Genomic DNA, 18,530 nt, shown 5'->3' on the forward strand with positions numbered 1-18,530 from the left:
ACTAAAATGATTTAAAAAGGATGGTTCTTGATGAGTGTAGCGAACACGGATCATGCGCACAAACCTCGCCCGAAACGGGAAAAGCATTATTATGAAGATTGGATCGGTAAAATATATACGTCCATCTGTGTAGTCTTTCTTATTGTAGTTATTATATCGATTGTCTTTTTCGTTGCTTCTAAAGGTTTAACTACTTTTGTGAAAGACGGAGTGAGTCCACTAGAGTTCTTTACATCGGGAAATTGGAATCCGACAGGGGATGAACCTGCCTATGGCGCACTTCCGTTTATCGTAGGTTCCTTTACAGTAACGATTCTGGCTGCACTGATTGCAAGTCCTTTAGCATTATGTGCTGCTTTATTCATGACTGAGATTGTACCAGGTAAAGGAAAGCGAATCCTGCAGCCAGCGATTGAACTTTTGTCGGGTATTCCGTCGGTTGTTTATGGATTTGTTGGACTTACCGTTATTGTCCCACTGATCCGTTCGATCTTTGGAGGTACAGGCGTCGGTATTTTAGCAGGCTGTCTTGTGTTATCCGTCATGATTCTGCCTACGATTACGAGTATTATGGCAGATGCGATTACTTCTCTGCCTGGTGGTCTTAGAGAATCTTCCTATGCACTGGGTGCAACTCGCTGGCAGACGATAACAGGTGTAGTCATTCCTACGGTACTGCCTGCGCTCTTAACAGGCGTTGTTCTCGGAATGGCACGTGCCTTCGGTGAAGCACTTGCTGTACAGATGGTTATTGGTAATGCACCGCATGTTCCACATTCACTTTTGGAATCTGCATCCACACTCACCAGTGTAATTACACTTAGCATGGGGAATACAGCTTCAGGTTCTGTTCATAATAATGCGCTGTGGAGTATGGCGCTTGTGCTTCTTCTTATGACCTTTATCTTTGTATTACTTGTTCGCTTGCTTGAAAGGAGAAATCGGGTATGATGAAGCCGAAAACAGTCGATCGCATTGCTACTGGTGTTATCGTTACCTTTGCACTTGCGATTGTGGCCATCCTGGTAGGTCTTCTTGGATTTATTATTTTCCGCGGAATTGGACATATCAGTTGGGATTTCCTAACTAGCAAACCACAAAATTTACGGGCTGGCGGCGGAATTGGACCACAGCTATTTAACTCTATATACCTTCTCATCCTTACGCTGATCATTACGATCCCGCTTGGCTGGGGAGCCGGAATTTATATGGCTGAATATGCGAAACCAGGTAGAATTACAAACATGATTCGCTTGGTCGTTGAGGTATTATCCTCTTTCCCGTCCATCGTAATTGGTCTTTTTGGTTTGCTTGTTCTCGTAAATACATTTGGTTTTGGATTTTCTTTGCTGTCAGGTGCACTTGCACTTGCCGTATTTAACTTGCCGCTTATGGTTCGGACAACCGAGCAAGCTTTTCGTTCGGTTCCTAAAGCACAAAAAGAGGCTGGACTTGCCCTCGGGTTATCAAAGTGGAAGATTATCACTTCCATTCTGCTTCCTGTAGCTTTACCTGCCATGATTACAGGAACGATTCTTGCAGCAGGCCGGATCTTTGGGGAAGCGGCTGCTCTAATGTTTACTGCAGGGATGAGTAGTCCGCCGCTCGACTTTACGAATTGGAATCCTTTCAGTGAGAGATCGCCGCTGAATCCGATGCGTCCTGCAGAGACACTTGCCGTACACATCTGGAAGGTAAATAGTGAGCAGCTCAAACCAGATGCTGCTGAGATCGCAGCGGGTGCTTCTGCTGTTCTCGTGATTATGGTTCTGCTATTTAACTTATTCGCTCGCTGGTTTGGGCGGTTTGTTTATCGCCGAATGACTGCTGCGAAACGCATGGACTAATTGTTTTTTTGTATATAGGGAGGTACAGCTGTAATGGCACAACAACCATTTAGTACAGAGGATCTAAGTGTTTTTTACGGGGAAAAAGAAGCGGTAAAAAAAATCAGTATGGAGTTTCCTGAGAATACGGTAACGGCACTGATTGGTCCTTCGGGATGCGGGAAATCTACCTTTCTTCGTTCATTAAATCGCATGAATGATGAGATTGCGGGTGCTAGAGTTACAGGTCATATATGGATGAACGGACAAGATCTGAATGCACCGGGAACTGACGTAATTAAACTTCGCCAACAAATCGGAATGGTGTGGCAGAAGCCGAATCCTTTTCATAAGTCGATCTATAATAATATCGCGTTCGGACCGAAGTATCGTGGAGTGAAGAATAAGAAGCAGCTCGATGAGATTGTGGAAAAAAGTCTGCGCCGCGCAGCGCTATGGGATGAGGTAAAAGATCGGCTCAAAGATTCAGCCCTGGCACTATCTGGTGGGCAGCAGCAACGTCTATGTATTGCTCGTGCATTATCAGTGGAGCCGCAAATTCTTCTGCTCGATGAACCTGCATCAGCACTTGATCCGGTATCGACAGGGAAGATCGAGGAACTAATCACAGAACTCAAAAAAGAGTTGCGTATTGTTATTGTGACTCATAACATGCAGCAAGCAGCACGGATTTCAGATTATACCTCGTACTTCTACATGGGGAATCTGATTGAACGTGATGTCACAGAAAAGATTTTCTCAAATCCGGCGAACCAGTCTACTCAAGAATATATTATGGGGCGTTTCGGTTAAAATAGATTTTAATAACAAACAATTTCAAATGAATAGGAAGACATGGCAAGGCCAAGGTTACCTGGAATAGGTGACCTTGGCCTTGTTGCCATATCATCTATATGATCATTTTTCATTCGCGCTTAGTTTTTGCGAGCTCTGGCTTGTCCGCCTTTGCTTCCAATCTCTTGATAGAATTCTTTGTCATGGTTTTTGGAAGTGGCTTCTCCGCCTTTTTCACCAATCTCTTGATAGAATTCTTTGTCGTGGTTTTTAGAAGTCGCTTCTCCGCCTTTTTCACCAATTTCTTGGTAGAACTCTTTGTCATGGTTTTTAGAAGTTGCTTCTCCACCCATACGTCCTGCTTCTTCACGGCTCATTTTTTGGTTTTTGTTGTTTTGTGTCATCATTAATCTCTCCTATCTGATTTGGTATTGTAGTGTGTTACATCCTATATTTAACCCCCTCCTCAGGATTAAAACATTTGAACGAAATTAGTACTCTTTCTCCATCGCTGCCTCTCCTTTCATCCTACATCATGGTATAATCTGCAGCAGTTTCATGCTTTTCAAGGGTTAACCTCTTCAGGTGCTTTTTTATTGGGCCTGCCATCATGAGGGTTATGCTTATGTATACAACACCTGATATAGCTATCTATTTGAATACAGCTTCGTTTTTAATCTCGGCTGTGATTTTTCTGTTTCAACCTAAACTTGTTGTGAAGAAGGCGGATTCTACCGGAAGTAGAAGTTTAACGGTACGGATGGTTGTGAATGACTGGGAAGAGGTACTGAAGTTTTGGCGTTGTTGCTGAGATGTTTTCACTTAGGCTTGTCTATTTGTCCATCTCGGTTGTGCTTATCGTTCTTTCTCTTGTGTTATGGCAGTAAGCCTGGAGTAATCGGCAACCTCATATTACGAAGAAAAAGGGAACGTAAACCATTCAAGTTGATGCTGCATAGAGCAGGTACGCAGCGGGAATAGTAGGGGAAATAAGTAAGAATAGACGGATAATTACTTAGATGGAACCCTTCGTTTGATGGATGTTAGAGTTATTATTGACACCGCCAACTTGTTTCAATTAACCTGAGAATTGCTATATTGGTAAGTGGCGAAACATTCAAACACCAAGGACAGAGAAGAGTGATATGATCTTCTTCTGTCCTTTTTTGCGGGAGATTGCAGGTCGTTTGTTCCTATGGTCTTCACGTGTAATACATGCACCTTGGGGGAGTACAACATGAGATTTAAAGACGTTTTTTCTATTATCGGACCCGCAATGACGGGACCGTCGAGTTCCCATACCGCAGGAGCGGTTAAGCTTGGACGAATTGCTCGGCAGTGGCTTGGGGAACAACCTGCTGAAGCAAAAATGACGTTATATGGTTCTTTTGCGGATACATATCAAGGTCATGGTACCGATCTAGCTCTTCTAAGCGGTCTAATGGATATGGCTACCGATGATCCCCGTATCCCTGATGCAGAAGAGTGGGCAGAGAAGCTTGGCATGCAGTACGAGATTGTGACAAGCGGACTTCCTGCTGCCCATCCCAATACAGTGAAATTTGAATTAAAGGTACATGATCAGATCTGTTCCATGATGGGAGCTTCGATTGGAGGCGGCAGCGTTGTCGTATCTCATCTTAATGATTTCCGAGTACAGCTGACGGGGGATTTCCCTGCGCTGGTCCTTCGCCATCTTGATAAAGCAGGGGTCATTGCTTCTGTTACTTCCATCATCAGTGAGTCGGGAGTTAACATTGGCTTTATGCAGGTAGACCGAAAAGCACGAGAGGGCGAAGCATTAACTGCGATGGAGCTGGATACCGTTCCTTGTTCTGAGGTGCTGACAAAACTTATTCAGCTTCCACATGTGCTGGATTGTAAAGTAATCGATTTGAAAAAGGGGCTAATATAAGGATGCGTTTTAAACATCTAAGAGAACTTCATGCCATTTGTACCGAAGAAAACAAGACACTTGGCACCTTAATGATTGAAGAACAAGTGAAGGAAACAGGCACTTCTGAGACAGAAGTAGTTCAGCAAATGGCTGATTATTACGAGATTATGAAACAAGCTGTTCATAAAGGAATGACGGAAGATACAACTTCCCGCAGCGGTCTCACTGGCGGGGATGGTCAGCGTGTTCGCGACTATTTACAAAATAACCAAAGTTGTTCGGGCGATGCTTCCGCTCTTGCCATGGCATATGCACTCGGTGTATCTGAAGTGAATGCATCCATGGGGCGAATTGTTGCGACTCCTACAGCCGGCTCGGCTGGAATTATTCCAGGTGTGTTTCTTAGTGCACAAGAACGGTTTGGCTGGAGCGATGAACATATGGTGAATGGACTGTTTTGTGCCGGTGCGATTGGATATGTGATTGCGAATAACTCCTTTATTTCAGGCGCAGAAGGAGGTTGCCAGGCAGAAGTGGGTTCGGCTATCGGAATGGCAGCCGGTGCGATGGTGGAGCTGCGCGGAGGAACTCCTGAGCAGGTTGTTCATGCGGTAGGGATTGCGCTGAAGAACACACTGGGACTGATCTGTGATCCAGTAGCAGGACTTGTTGAGATCCCTTGTATTGTTCGTAATGGCTTAGGTGCAGTAACTGCACTGGCGGCCGCAGATATGGCACTGGCAGGAGTAAGAAGTGCAATACCTTCAGATGAAGTGATCGATGTGATGCTGGAAGTGGGAAGTGCGATGCCAAGTCGTCACCGAGAAACTGCGCAAGGCGGTCTTGCTCAAACGCCGACAGGTCGGAAGATCGCTGAAAATTTAGCTAAGCCCAAGAAAACAACACAAGACAGAGAAGTTAGCTCTAAAGAAAACAATCAATAAGTTGGTTGACGAAAAAAAGCCGGAAAACGAAACGATGAAAGTTTCGTCTTCCGGCTTTTTATATAGAATTGTTTTGATTCTAACCATAAAGAAAGATTATTTGTTCATCAGTTCTCCAAGCAATTTGATCGAGTGGAGTCTCGCTTGATGATCATAGATCGGTGTAGTCATCATGAACTCGTCCGCACCCGTTTGAGCAAGGAAACGTTCAAGTTGTTCGCGAACACTGTCCTTACTGCCAATCACCGAATAGCTGAGTTGATTTTGGACGATCGCTTTCTCTTGCATGTTCCAATCGAGTTCTTTCACCGGTGGCTGCATGAGTCCAAAGCGTCCACGGATCATATTAAGGAATTGTTTTTTATGTGAAGTGGATAAGTAATGAGCTTCTTCATCCGTATCAGCCACAAAAGCGTTTAGAGCAACCATCGCATAAGGCTTATCCAGCACTTCAGATGGTCTAAAGCTTGACCGGTAAATATCAAGCGCAGGCAGTAAGTAATCTGGAGCGAAATGGCTCGCAAAAGAGAATGGGAGTCCTTTTCGTCCGGCAAGTTCTGCACTGAAACCGCTCGAACCAAGCAGCCAAATCGGAATATCTAAGTCTCGTCCAGGATAGGCATGCACTTGCATAGATGAGCTTGAAGTCGGATGGAAGTAATTCTGCAGTTCTTCAAGACGCTGCGGAAAATCTTGTCCGTCACTGCCAGGTCCCCGGCGCAAGGCGCGAGAAGTCAGTTGATCAGATCCAGGCGCGCGGCCAAGTCCAAGATCAATCCGTCCAGGAAATAGAGATTCGAGTGTACCGAACTGTTCGGCAATCACAAGCGGAGCATGGTTAGGAAGCATTACGCCTCCAGAGCCAACGCGAATTCGTTTGGTTCCGCCTGCGATATGACCGATGACAACCGAAGTAGCTGAACTTGCGATCCCCGGCATGTTGTGATGCTCTGCAAGCCAGAAGCGGTTATAACCCACTTCATCAGCTAGTTTTGCAATATCCAAGGAATTTTGTAGTGCCGTCCGGATATCGGAGCCTTCTGTAACGGTGGCTAGGTCAAGGATCGAGAAGGGGATATCTTTTAACGATTTGCTTTGTGTTTGTGATTCAGTATTCATGTGTGTACCTCCTGTACGCTAGGATTGTTTCTTCCTATATATAAGTCATTTGTGAATATGTAAATCGTAATCTGACTATTATAACATAAAATATAGATATATATATGTATGTGTGACAGTAGGCTAAAGTAGAGGGGATTTCGGTATTGGTCATTTTATGGAGGGGTATGAACGTTTTACATATCTAATACAGTGAAATGATTATAACTGATTTAATAAAAAGGCTTTAGTAATGAAAAAAGTCGTCAGTTCTCTCTTGCTACAAAAGAGTTGACGACTTTTTTGATCTATTTCTGTGTTATTTTGAATCAATGATTTGAATCTCTTTTGCAGTAATAGTAGGAGGCATGGTATCCAATTGTTCGTTTTCGGCTTTGAAGCGAATTCGGGAACCCACCTTTATATCTTGGATAGTAACATCCGTTTCGCTGACTTTTTCTAGCCCTAGCCAAAATAGGTCATATTTTTGAGATCTAATGATGTCTTGAGATGATTGCTCAGTTATCTTGTTTAAATTAGCCGCTATTTCAGAATTATTCAAATCTTCAGTGATTAATATTTGTTTGACAGTAGTTCTTTCATGCTTACCTAACACTATGGCTTCCATTGTAAGAGTAGAATCGGTATGTTGCTTTACGCTATCGTTACTTATAGATTCGACATTATGACAGGAGCCAACTAATAGAAAAGATATGATTAGTACAATAAATACCAAGCGCATAATCTTACCTCCTTATTAATACAAGTAAAGACGATAGGCAGGTAACAGAAGTTGCGATACTTTCAATTTCTTTTAGGTGATGTACAAAACCTATATACTTCATATCCAATTCAGAACAAAACAAAAAACTGAACGTGCGTGCTGATTTGTCATAACGAGTGGTGTCATTATATTAGAGTCTAATTTAGACTCATGAGACCTCATTAAGCTAACGGGCAGGATAGCGTGGAATACCTGTTATATTTGACCAATTAAAAGTAGTCCACTTAATAACACCAGACCACTTTTATAGTATTGCAGGAGAACATGGTCTACTTGAAGAACTTTTGGATATTGCGAAAAAATTCAAGATTAACCGTAATAGAGGGAGCAGTGAGCAGTTTGCCAGTTGGCAGCTGCTCCCTTTTATTATGCAAACCGGCAGGTTATTTTAAAATGAGAATAGAGTTTTAAAATGCTGAGCAAAATAAACGAAAAATCCAAAGGTGATCCGTTTGAAAATAAAACAAAGCTTATGCATTTTAGTCTTAATCGGTATAGTGTTAGCAAACTCAACTTTAACTTCAGCATCAAATGCAGGGATTAGTGAAAGAGAAAAACAGCTCGAGGAAGCTCTATTACAACAGTTGCATTCTTCTATAGTGTCAGCACTCAAGAGTATTTACAAAACAGAATATATTATGATTGGATGCAAACAAATTTCTTCAATAAATTCACTTGTCACACTTAAAAATAAAGATAAAGAAAGCAAAAGCATAAGTGCAGATGCAATGCACGGAGGAAAATACTTTGAACTGACCATTAGCTTATGTGATGTAGGACCAGAAGAGGACTATGTTGAACTGTACTTCAAGAATGATACTGCAGGGGCTAATTACTATCTGGTACACTATAAAATCACACCTAAAGACTGAACTAACTAAAGACTGAACTAACGAAAAAACGATAGTGGAGGGGCTTGAACATAGAAGTTCCTTTTTTCCATGTTAAATCTCATAAGAGGAGTGATTTCATGACCAAATATACTTGTCCATGTTGTGGGTATAAAACTCTTGATGAAGAACCACCTGGAACATATGAGACTTGCGATGTTTGTAATTGGCAAGAGGATGCTGTAATGAATGAAAACCCAGATTATTGGGGCGGTGCGAATGCAGTATGTTTGAGGCAAGCACAAAGAAACTTTATGAAATTTGCGGCTAAGGAAAAGAAATCTTTAGACAACGTAGTTCCAAGAAACGATTACGAACAAGACCCTTCATGGAAACCAGTGTGGGAAAATGAAGTAAACCTAGATGAAGCGAAACTTGCGGAAATACAAATCGACGGTAATGTCATAGATAAAAGGTTTCAGGAGTCAATTAATATTAATGACTTTTTAGACGCATATACTGAGTTTCTTGAAGCAAAGGGATGGGGCTTTGGTGGTGAAATTAAGCAAAGAAGTACCCAGATTGAAAAACCAAAACGTTGATTTGATAAATGCAATGATAGAACGGAAGTTATTCAACTAACTGTAAAACGTTAGTTGAACGACAATAGCGGCAGACTAAGACCTCATTTATCGAGTCTTGGTCTGCCGCTGCTTCTTTTAATGGATCATTCTAAAATTATCATTGACCACTTGTGGTTTTAATTGATTGAAACTAAAATTGTTTTCTACCAATTCTAAAACGCTCTATTTCAACAGCAGAGAAAAAATTATCCTCTCCATATAATATATTGCTTCCAATCTCTTATACGCTATGCATATGCAAGAGGAACTAAAAGGTATATGCAAAAACGCTACCGTGAGAATAATTATACAATGGTCATTATGGCTACGGACAAAGAAACAGATACATCAATGGCAACTGAAAAAATTATGAGAAAAATAATAATGGGGAAAGACCGAAGCTAAATAAAAGCGATTGGTAATAGGAAGGGATCATATTATGGAATTTTACTTCACTGGAGAAATTATGGAGGATGTAGAAAAGGCCTATTCTGAGATCGAGAATATTGTTTTAAAAAAATTAAATACATCACTAAACTCACAGGATTACGGTCCTGGCTTAAAAATATTGGGGATAATTTTTATGATCGCAAGTGATGAGCTTGTTGAAGAGGGTCTTTTTAATGAAAAAATAACTTACTTGAAGAAAGATAAGGACTCTGATATTCGTCTGAGAATTGATCATGCGACTTTTAGGGAAGTTGATCTTGATTCTCAAATAAGGTTACTAGTCGATAATTTGATTAGAGCTGTTAGAGAAATAAAGAAGAAATTTAAAGAGGACTTCGATTCTGAAAGGTTAGCAAAGGATATTGATCGTTTGTTTAACTAAGCTATAATTAATTATGAAATAAAGACAGGTTAAACCACGAGTGGATTTATTTTATGAATGGATTTTCTTTTATAAATTCTAAAAGCTGCTCTTTCAATCAAAATTTTCACAAATCACTGTAGTCCAACTTAGGTTTAATTAGAAAAAGTAAGCAACCGATCAACAGACCGGTTGCCTATTCCTGCACCCTAAACGGAGGGCACCGCGAATTACTTTTTCTTTAATTCCTCTCTAGTGTAGGCATCAGAAATTATCAATTTGCTTATGTGTTCACGCTAGCTTCCTAATCTTCTCTTCTTATTTGATAATTTCATTCACTATAGTTAACTTTCCGTATTATAAATGGACTCCCAGCAGAAACTCCTGTACTATTACCTTTTGATTCTAATTGAATGAGGATGATTTTTTTGGCAAGTGCAGCAGTAGTTTTTGCATCAATTCTTTTACCTATTTTTCTTTATATGTCTTTTTACTTTTTGCTTGATGGGAAACAGCCACAAGCAAGAAGAATATTCATCTCCCTTAGTTTTAGTTTAACAATATGGTCGATGGCAATAATTATGATTGCAAAAAATTAGAAGGTCTATCGACCTTCTTTTTATATTAGGATCAAAGTTTATTTAGATATTTTTAGAGTAGTTGTGTAATTCCCCAGATGACCAAGATACTCAAAGATTGGCGTGTGACCATATTCTTTAACTACAAATACTTGTCCTGTTATAACATCCTTGTATGTATCTCTTATCTTGCACTGGCTGGCTTGGATCAAGTTCTAATATCTCATTCCTCCACTAAAGGAAAATTCTAGTTATTAACATTAAATAAAAATGCCATTATCCCTAAAAGTAAAGGGTCTAATCCAAATATTGATTGAACTAACGAAAAAACGTTAGTTGAACGACAATAGCGGCAGACTAAGACCTCATTTATCGAGTCTTGGTCTGCCGCTGCTTCTTTTAATGGATCATTCTAAAATTATCATTGACCACTTGTGGTTTTAATTGATTGAAACTAAAATTGTTTTCTACCAATTCTAAAACGCTCTATTTCAACAGCAGAGAAAAAATTATCCTCTCCATATAATATATTGCTTCCAATCTCTTATACGCTATGCATATGCAAGAGGAACTAAAAGGTATATGCAAAAACGCTACCGTGAGAATAATTATACAATGGTCATTATGGCTACGGACAAAGAAACAGATACATCAATGGCAACTGAAAAAATTATGAGAAAAATAATAATGGGGAAAGACCGAAGCTAAATAAAAGCGATTGGTAATAGGAAGGGATCATATTATGGAATTTTACTTCACTGGAGAAATTATGGAGGATGTAGAAAAGGCCTATTCTGAGATCGAGAATATTGTTTTAAAAAAATTAAATACATCACTAAACTCACAGGATTACGGTCCTGGCTTAAAAATATTGGGGATAATTTTTATGATCGCAAGTGATGAGCTTGTTGAAGAGGGTCTTTTTAATGAAAAAATAACTTACTTGAAGAAAGATAAGGACTCTGATATTCGTCTGAGAATTGATCATGCGACTTTTAGGGAAGTTGATCTTGATTCTCAAATAAGGTTACTAGTCGATAATTTGATTAGAGCTGTTAGAGAAATAAAGAAGAAATTTAAAGAGGACTTCGATTCTGAAAGGTTAGCAAAGGATATTGATCGTTTGTTTAACTAAGCTATAATTAATTATGAAATAAAGACAGGTTAAACCACGAGTGGATTTATTTTATGAATGGATTTTCTTTTATAAATTCTAAAAGCTGCTCTTTCAATCAAAATTTTCACAAATCACTGTAGTCCAACTTAGGTTTAATTAGAAAAAGTAAGCAACCGATCAACAGACCGGTTGCCTATTCCTGCACCCTAAACGGAGGGCACCGCGAATTACTTTTTCTTTAATTCCTCTCTAGTGTAGGCATCAGAAATTATCAATTTGCTTATGTGTTCACGCTAGCTTCCTAATCTTCTCTTCTTATTTGATAATTTCATTCACTATAGTTAACTTTCCGTATTATAAATGGACTCCCAGCAGAAACTCCTGTACTATTACCTTTTGATTCTAATTGAATGAGGATGATTTTTTTGGCAAGTGCAGCAGTAGTTTTTGCATCAATTCTTTTACCTATTTTTCTTTATATGTCTTTTTACTTCTTGCTTGATGGGAAACAGCCACAAGCAAGAAGAATATTCATCTCCCTTAGTTTTAGTTTAACAATATGGTCGATGGCAATAATTATGATTGCAAAAAATTAGAAGGTCTATCGACCTTCTCAGATTGTAGACAAAAGGCATTCGGAATGTATTCATTCTGAGTGCCTTTTGTCATTTCTACTTCTTTTCATGAATAAATCAGGTGGAAACCCGCCTGATTTACGCTGGAATTGGTCTGTTCCACGACCATCTGGCGATTTTCTTCAAATTCATGGCAGCAAACGTAAGCATCGCCTGCATGGACAATTTTTTTAGCCCTCGCAGGGTTGTCCATCGCATGCCATGCTTTTCTTTTGCATCTGCAAATACCCGTTCCACCGTTTCTTTTCGTTTTGCATAGATTTGTTTTACATGCTGGTGGTGTCTTAGATGCTCTACTTCTTCTAAGTGGTTTTGCCATACATGTCGCGTCACTACTTTTTGGTGGTTCTTGCTCCCTGTACACATGGATAAATAATGACACGATTTACAAATTTCTTTTGGAGATTTGTATTCTCGGTACCCCTCTTTATTGGTGGTCGAGTAAGGTAATACCACGTTAGCAGGACATAAATAGGCGTCAAAATATTCATCATACACGTAGTCATCTTTTCGAAAACCTTCTTTTTGAGAACGCGGACGTGTATAAGGCAGCGCCGGAGTAACCCCTTGCTCCAACAAATATTTGCTAATCCAAGGTGTTTTGTAGGCAGCATCGGCTGCCACTGCTACAGGTTTCCCAATCTTTTCTTTTACCATTTCTACGAGGGGTGCAAGCAAGTGGCTGTCATGTTCATTTCCGGGAGTGACGATGTTACCGAGTACAAATCCGTTTCGGTCTACTGCTGCGTGAAACGAATAAGCAAATTGTTTGGTCCGTTCATCTTTGACATAGTAGCCGCTATCGGGATCTGTAGTGCTTTGTTTAATTTCCTTTTCTTCTTCTTTTTTAAAAGAGTCCGGAGGAAACGGCTTTTTATCATGGTCGTCCCGATCTTGGTTAATTTCCTCTTCCAGTTTGCGTTGATATGCTCTTGTTTCTTTGCGTACAACCTTCTTTTCGAATTTCCGTTTATTCGCACTCGCTTTTACGTGTGTAGAATCGATGAAAACATGCTCCGCGCTGAGTAAATGTTTCTCAGCTGCAGTCCGCAAAATACGGTAGAAAATCTGTTCGAATAGATCTGTATCTTTAAAACGACGTTCGTAGTTCTTTCCAAAGGTAGAGAAATGCGGAACTTTATCATAAAATCCATAGCCCAGAAACCAACGATACGCCATGTTGGTTTGAACTTCTTCGATCGTTTTTCGCATGGAACGAATACCAAAGGTATATTGAATAAGAGGTAATTTAATTAAGATGACCGGATCGATGCTAGGTCGTCCAATTTCCGAATAATGATCCTGAACCAAGTCGTAGATGAAAGAAAAGTCGATCGCCGATTCGATTTTGCGAACCAAATGATCTTCTGGAACGAGTTGATCTAGAGCAACCATTTCAAGTTGGTCACGTTGAGTGGAGGATTGTTTCGTTAGCAAGATTGTCACCTCAAATAAAATAGTTGCTTCTATTGTAAAATAAAAAAGACTGCAGGCAAACTAGTTTAAGCTAGTTTGTCTACAGTCTGAGAAGGTCTATCGACCTTCTTTTTATATTAGGATCAAAGTTTATTTAGATATTTTTAGAGTAGTTGTGTAATTCCCCAGATGACCAAGATACTCAAAGATTGGCGTGTGACCATATTCTTTAACTACAAATACTTGTCCTGTTATAACATCCTTGTATGTATCTCTTATCTTGCACTGGCTGGCTTGGATCAAGTTCTAATATCTCATTCCTCCACTAAAGGAAAATTCTAGTTATTAACATTAAATAAAAATGCCATTATCCCTAAAAGTAAAGGGTCTAATCCAAATATTGATTGAACTAACGGAAAAACGATAGTTCAAGAAGAACAAGTAAGCAATCGATCAACAGATTGGTTGCTTGTTCTTTAAGTTATTGGGCAGGATAATGCAACGTTAGTTGAACACAGCAGGGAGCAGCTTGCAGTTGGCAGTTGCTCCCTTAGGGTATGTGTGAACTGCTAAGGAAGGATAGTAAATTATCCTTCGAGAATATATGATGCAATGAAGTTAATAGAGATTCCCTGGAGGTAATATAATGTTGAACAAAGAAACTGTAGTAAAACAACTTGAACAAGTAGGATTAGGTCAATATGGACATGCCATTGCAAACTGGGCTTTTCCTACAGCTCAACTTTTTCTTAAACCTGTATCTGACATTATGATTCCTATTGGAGGAAGCAAGGTAGGAGGTAATCCTGATCTTCCTGATGATATAGAATGGCCATTATGGAAAGATTATGATATGACTTTTATTGCTCAAATTAACTTGGCAGATTGTCCAGTAGATATTTCTCTTCCTAAAAGTGGGTTGCTGTCTTTTTTCTATGCTGTAAAAGCTATGTATGAGGACGATGACTTTTATAATGATCCTCACACATGTCGAGTAATCTACATCGATTCAGACCGCCTCTCGAAAATTTCACGAAGAAATATTCCTAATAATTCAATTGATTCAGAAATAATGAAGCCGAACAAGATTTTATATGAAACGAGTCTATCTGTACCAACTGCTGAGTCAGCTTATTTGAAAAGTTTGGGGTTAGACTGGAATGGTAACAGAGATGATTATGATAAGTATTGGAAATCATTTTTACCGCATTGGTCAAAGGAAGGGTACGTAAACAGACTTATGGGTCATCCTGATCAAATGCAAGGCGATATGCAAGTCGGTTGTGAAATAGCCGTTGGTCCGTACAGCTGGGATGATCTGAATAATTCGGATATTCGTGAGAAGGTTGTTAATTCCGCATTAAAATGGCGTTTACTACTACAAATTGATTCCGAAGAAGAAAAAACCGGAATTATGTGGGGAGATGTTGGAAGGATTTATTTTTGGGTTCATGAGGATGATCTTACTGATTCATGCTTTGAGAGAGTAGTTTGTGAAATGCAGTGTGGCTAAACTAACGGAAAAACGATAGCTGAATACAGCAGGGAGCAGCTTGCCAGTTGGCAACTGCTCCCTTCAAAGTAAGCAACGATCAATGAACTGGTGCTTTTTCTCTTAGCTACTTTTGGCAGATTAATTCAACTTTTTAATCACTAAAAGCGTTATATCTAAGGGACATAGCTATTGTGTAGGAAGAACAAGCGAAAAATTAGTTTCACAAGTATTATCTGTTTTTGAGAAGAAAATACCGGGATTGGTTAAAGCTAGACAAGATAATAATTAAATCATCAATTCGTATCTTCCCTAATAAAACAGTATCTATATTGGTGTATAAAGTTGAGGGGAATTCAAACCAAATTTACAGATTCGGTTCTTATCTTAATCGGACGGAAATAGATGTGACTATCTATTAGCTCAGGGATCTTTCACTATAATAAAAGTGAATTTTGATTGGTAAGGAGGATTTGTATGAAAAAGAAGATTTTATTTATTTTTAGTTTAAGTGTTGTTAGTGCTTTAACTTTAGGTGCCATTTACTCTTCAGCATTAGATCCTTTTACAAATTCAATACGAAAAGTCGAATCTCAACTTGAGTCAAACAAGCAACTACAAGATAAAGTATTAGTTGAGATTGGAGATATCAAGGTGACAAATGTAGAGTTGGCAAATTTAAAAGCTAACAAATTAGTTGAAACAAATCCTGTAATAGATGAATCTACACTACTTAAAGAAATTGTAGTTGATAAGTTATTCTTAGAATTAGCTGATGATGAAGGAGTTACTGCAACATATGAGGAAGGAAAAAAAGAAGCAGAAAGAATGCGTGCTCTGTTGGCAAAACAAAGTAAAGAAGTACAGGATACTCAGAAAAATTTCATAGAATTAAGAGGTCTAACAGAAGAAGAGTATTGGACTGAATATGCTCCTTCAGAATACCAAGAACAACTAACATTACAGAACCTTGGTCAGTTGTTAATCAAACAAGGGAAAATCGGTGTTGATAAAGATAGTAATACTAATTTAGGACAAGATTTAATTAAATTTAAGGAGCAGCTCCTTACAGATGCATTATCTAAGGGTGATGTAAAAATTGTAGATAATAGTATCAACTTCTAATGTCGAAGGGCAAGAACATATATACAACAGAAGTTTCATATTCTGCCGCTTTTTTATTTATTAAAAGGTTGATGGAATCAACCTGAAGACCATTGAACTAACGAAAAAACGTTAGTTGAATCTACAGTTTATAATCCTTCTATTAGTAGCAAACTAGAATTAATCGCTCTAGTAGGAGGTTATATTATGATTTTAAGTGAACTTTGGCGTCATTATGAAGCAGACAAGCGAATTCAGGGGTTTAGTCCAAATACATTGAAAGCATATGCTTTACAGCTCAGGATGTTGGTTACAGATCTTGGGGATATAGATATCTCCGAAGTAACTCTTAACCTATTGAAGGGATATCTAGCAAAGCAATCCAATCGATTAAAGCCTAGTAGTCTAGGGCACCGCATCCGTTTTGTACGATCCTTATTCCGTTTTGCATATGAGGAAGCCTATTTACCGACAAACCCTTCATTTAAATTACGTGAGCCCAAGATGGAAAAGCGAATTCCTAAGTTTTTGATGGAGGAAGATGTAATTCATCTAAAGATTTCTTGTCAGACTCATAGAGAAAGAGCTCTACTAGAATTTCTCTACAGCACGGGTTGCCGGATTGGAGAGGTTGAGAAATTAAATACGGAGGATTTGAACTTGGAGAATTGCTCTGCCATTGTAAATGGGAAGGGTTCAAAGCAAAGAGAAGTTTACTTCACCACGGAGTGTAAAGTATGGTTGAAGAAGTATTTAGCAAGTCGAGAAGACTCCTGCAAAGCCTTGTTTGTGACGGATACCCATCCTGTTAAGCGAATGGCCATACCAACGCTAAGGTGGGTATTAAAGAGATTGGCAGATCGAGGAGCCGTGGAGGCTAATGTGTATCCCCATCGATTCCGACATACTTATGCATGCCAGCTGCTTGATAACGGGGCACCATTAGAATTTATTCAAGGTATGCTGGGTCATGAAAAATCCTCAACTACGCAAATCTATGCTCAGCTTCGTGGAGAGCGTCGGAGAGAATTGTATCGACGTTTTTTTTAGAAATAAAGGCAGATTATATGTAAGAGATCCAACCCGAATTATTCCACTTAGAAAAAAATAATACCAAGATAAGACTAACCTTTGCAATGAGTCCTTATTAAAAAAGAAAGGACTGCTGTAAAGACAGCAGCCCTTAATAATACTTATATTATTCCGCTTTTACGAGGATTTTAACTTGGCTCTTTTCTTTTAGCAAACCTTCAAAACCTTCCTCAATCACATCATCAAGTTTAATGCGTTTTGTTACCAATTTGTCAGCAGGGAAGTAGCCTTTTTCCATGAGGCTGATTACCGCTGGGAATACATCACGGTATCCGATAATGCCGGAGATACTGCGTTCTTGCATGACAATTTTATTAGGCTGAATTGGTGCTTCTTTTTCAAAAATGCTGACGATCATGAGTTCTCCGCCAATTCGAACAGCTTCGAGTGCTTGTTCGAGTACAGGCGGCACACCTGTCACTTCAAATACGACATTAGCACCGCCATCTGTTAAGCGGTGGATTTCTTCCACTACATCAGGAGTTTCTTTCGGATTAATAACTTGTGCTCCAAGTTCTATAGCTTTTGCGCTGCGCTCAGCAGAGAGTTCCACTGCATATATTTCGGACGCACCAGATGCTTTTAGCGCCTCGATTACGAGTAGTCCAATGGGACCCGCACCGAAGACAACGGCTTTGTCGCCAACTTTCAGTTTGCTTTGACGAACTGCATAAAGGGCAACAGCAGAAGGTTCCACCAAAGCACCTTGTTCATAGGAAACGGTATCTGGAATTTTGTGAACGATATGCTCATCCGCAGCAACATATTCAGAGAAACCGCCTCCGCCGCCGGCAAGACCGAGGAAGCCCATTTTGTCACAGAGGTTGTATTTACCTTGGCGACATGCTGTACATTGACCGCAGTTGAAGATCGGTTCAACAACGACGCGGTCTCCTTTTTGCAGACGGGTTACGCCTTCTCCAACTTCAACGACTTGTCCAGAGAATTCATGACCCATGACAACAGGCGCTTGCTCTCCCGTAATCGGATGAGGTTTGTCAGCTGGAATAAAGATCGGACCCGCCGTATATTCGTGCAAGTCGCTGCCGCAAATCCCGCACCACTCGACTTTGATTTTTACTTTCCCAGGTAGAGCTTTTGGTTCCTCGATTTGTTCCACTCGCAGATCTTTCACACCATGCCATCTAAGCGCTTTCACAACGAATCATCTCCTAAATAGAAAAGTTAGCTTGCAAGCAAAATCCATAAAGCAGCCTGCTGTTTTTCAATTATGTTCTTCATGTATTGCTCTACTTCCAAGAAATATCGCTTTGCATGATGTCCTCAAAACAATATTTTTGGGAAACGTTTCCGATTCAAATATGTCATATAATTTATATAATGTCAATTTCAAAATCCCTTCTCGCGAGATATATAAGTTGATTCCAATCTAAAGCAAGGTAAGAAAATGGCTCTATCTCACGATGATTGATCTGGAGGATATCTTGATAAGATAGCAGCTGTGATATAATAAAAATAGAATCCTAC

The 18,530-nt window shown here is 39.6% G+C and carries 15 protein-coding genes and 2 pseudogenes; 12 read left to right on the forward strand and 5 right to left on the reverse strand.

The window, feature by feature from the left end; translation table 11 throughout:
* Positions 1-30: 30 nt before the first annotated feature.
* The 3 genes from pstC to pstB are packed head-to-tail and all read left to right on the forward strand — an operon-like array spanning position 31 to position 2,639.
* Complete coding sequence (gene pstC / locus QPK24_RS02035; protein WP_285745736.1) at positions 31-951, forward strand: phosphate ABC transporter permease subunit PstC; 921 nt, start codon at positions 31-33, stop codon at positions 949-951.
* Entirely contained in the window at positions 951-1,847 is an 897-nt protein-coding gene (gene pstA / locus QPK24_RS02040; RefSeq protein WP_285749027.1) for a phosphate ABC transporter permease PstA, read from the forward strand. Before pstC ends, pstA begins: the two co-directional genes overlap by 1 nt.
* 33 nt (positions 1,848-1,880) lie before the next feature.
* Complete coding sequence (pstB, locus tag QPK24_RS02045) at positions 1,881-2,639, forward strand: phosphate ABC transporter ATP-binding protein PstB (protein ID WP_160036021.1); 759 nt, start codon at positions 1,881-1,883, stop codon at positions 2,637-2,639.
* 125 nt (positions 2,640-2,764) lie between these two features.
* Here the strand turns inward: pstB and gsiB are convergent.
* Positions 2,765-3,025, reverse strand: a pseudogene (gene gsiB, locus QPK24_RS02050) (glucose starvation-inducible protein GsiB); the annotation flags it as partial.
* A gap of 833 nt (positions 3,026-3,858) precedes the next feature.
* On the opposite strand from gsiB, the gene sdaAB reads away from it, so the two are divergent.
* Together sdaAB and sdaAA are read left to right on the forward strand one after the other, a co-directional pair.
* Complete coding sequence (sdaAB, locus tag QPK24_RS02055; RefSeq protein ID WP_285745738.1) at positions 3,859-4,536, forward strand: L-serine ammonia-lyase, iron-sulfur-dependent subunit beta; 678 nt, start codon at positions 3,859-3,861, stop codon at positions 4,534-4,536.
* A 2-nt stretch (positions 4,537-4,538) separates the two neighbouring features.
* Positions 4,539-5,462 carry an L-serine ammonia-lyase, iron-sulfur-dependent, subunit alpha gene (sdaAA, locus tag QPK24_RS02060; protein ID WP_285745739.1) on the forward strand — a complete coding sequence of 308 codons (924 nt, stop codon included), beginning with the start codon at positions 4,539-4,541 and terminating at the stop codon, positions 5,460-5,462.
* A gap of 96 nt (positions 5,463-5,558) precedes the next feature.
* Here the strand turns inward: sdaAA and QPK24_RS02065 are convergent, their stop codons facing one another.
* Positions 5,559-6,581, reverse strand: a complete 1,023-nt coding sequence (locus QPK24_RS02065; RefSeq protein WP_285745741.1) for an LLM class flavin-dependent oxidoreductase — start codon at positions 6,579-6,581, stop codon at positions 5,559-5,561.
* 298 nt (positions 6,582-6,879) lie between these two features.
* Entirely contained in the window at positions 6,880-7,302 is a 423-nt protein-coding gene (locus tag QPK24_RS02070; protein ID WP_285745743.1) for a hypothetical protein, read from the reverse strand.
* Positions 7,303-7,796: 494 nt separating this feature from the next.
* Between QPK24_RS02070 and QPK24_RS02075 the strand changes: the two genes are divergently transcribed.
* From QPK24_RS02075 to QPK24_RS02090, 4 genes and pseudogenes are all read left to right on the forward strand, one after another.
* Complete coding sequence (locus tag QPK24_RS02075; protein ID WP_285745745.1) at positions 7,797-8,216, forward strand: hypothetical protein; 420 nt, start codon at positions 7,797-7,799, stop codon at positions 8,214-8,216.
* A 98-nt stretch (positions 8,217-8,314) separates the two neighbouring features.
* Positions 8,315-8,575, forward strand: a pseudogene (locus QPK24_RS02080) (CPCC family cysteine-rich protein); the annotation flags it as partial.
* A 661-nt stretch (positions 8,576-9,236) separates the two neighbouring features.
* Positions 9,237-9,629 carry an Imm44 family immunity protein gene (locus QPK24_RS02085; RefSeq protein WP_191805066.1) on the forward strand — a complete coding sequence of 131 codons (393 nt, stop codon included), beginning with the start codon at positions 9,237-9,239 and terminating at the stop codon, positions 9,627-9,629.
* 1,299 nt (positions 9,630-10,928) lie between these two features.
* Positions 10,929-11,321: an Imm44 family immunity protein gene (locus QPK24_RS02090; protein ID WP_191805066.1), complete on the forward strand. Its 393-nt coding sequence runs from the start codon at positions 10,929-10,931 to the stop codon at positions 11,319-11,321.
* Between the two features lie 695 nt (positions 11,322-12,016).
* Here QPK24_RS02090 and QPK24_RS02095 read toward each other — a convergent pair.
* The gene (locus tag QPK24_RS02095; RefSeq protein WP_285744158.1) at positions 12,017-13,375 is read right to left on the reverse strand and encodes an IS1182 family transposase; all 1,359 of its coding nucleotides are present in this window, start codon (positions 13,373-13,375) and stop codon (positions 12,017-12,019) included.
* 625 nt (positions 13,376-14,000) lie between these two features.
* On the opposite strand from QPK24_RS02095, the gene QPK24_RS02100 reads away from it, so the two are divergent.
* The 3 genes from QPK24_RS02100 (at position 14,001) to QPK24_RS02110 (ending at position 17,000) form a co-directional block, all read left to right on the forward strand.
* Positions 14,001-14,867 carry a YwqG family protein gene (locus QPK24_RS02100; RefSeq protein ID WP_225229581.1) on the forward strand — a complete coding sequence of 289 codons (867 nt, stop codon included), beginning with the start codon at positions 14,001-14,003 and terminating at the stop codon, positions 14,865-14,867.
* Positions 14,868-15,323: 456 nt separating this feature from the next.
* Positions 15,324-15,971 carry a hypothetical protein gene (locus tag QPK24_RS02105; protein WP_285745749.1) on the forward strand — a complete coding sequence of 216 codons (648 nt, stop codon included), beginning with the start codon at positions 15,324-15,326 and terminating at the stop codon, positions 15,969-15,971.
* Between the two features lie 186 nt (positions 15,972-16,157).
* Positions 16,158-17,000 carry a tyrosine-type recombinase/integrase gene (locus QPK24_RS02110; protein WP_285745751.1) on the forward strand — a complete coding sequence of 281 codons (843 nt, stop codon included), beginning with the start codon at positions 16,158-16,160 and terminating at the stop codon, positions 16,998-17,000.
* A 148-nt stretch (positions 17,001-17,148) separates the two neighbouring features.
* Here QPK24_RS02110 and QPK24_RS02115 read toward each other — a convergent pair whose 3' ends face one another.
* Positions 17,149-18,201 (reverse strand): 2,3-butanediol dehydrogenase, encoded by a 1,053-nt coding sequence (locus tag QPK24_RS02115; protein WP_285745753.1) that lies wholly within the window; start codon positions 18,199-18,201, stop codon positions 17,149-17,151.
* Positions 18,202-18,530: the final 329 nt, after the last annotated feature.

The organism is Paenibacillus polygoni, assembly GCF_030263935.1.
Lineage (GTDB): Bacteria > Bacillota > Bacilli > Paenibacillales > Paenibacillaceae > Paenibacillus > Paenibacillus polygoni.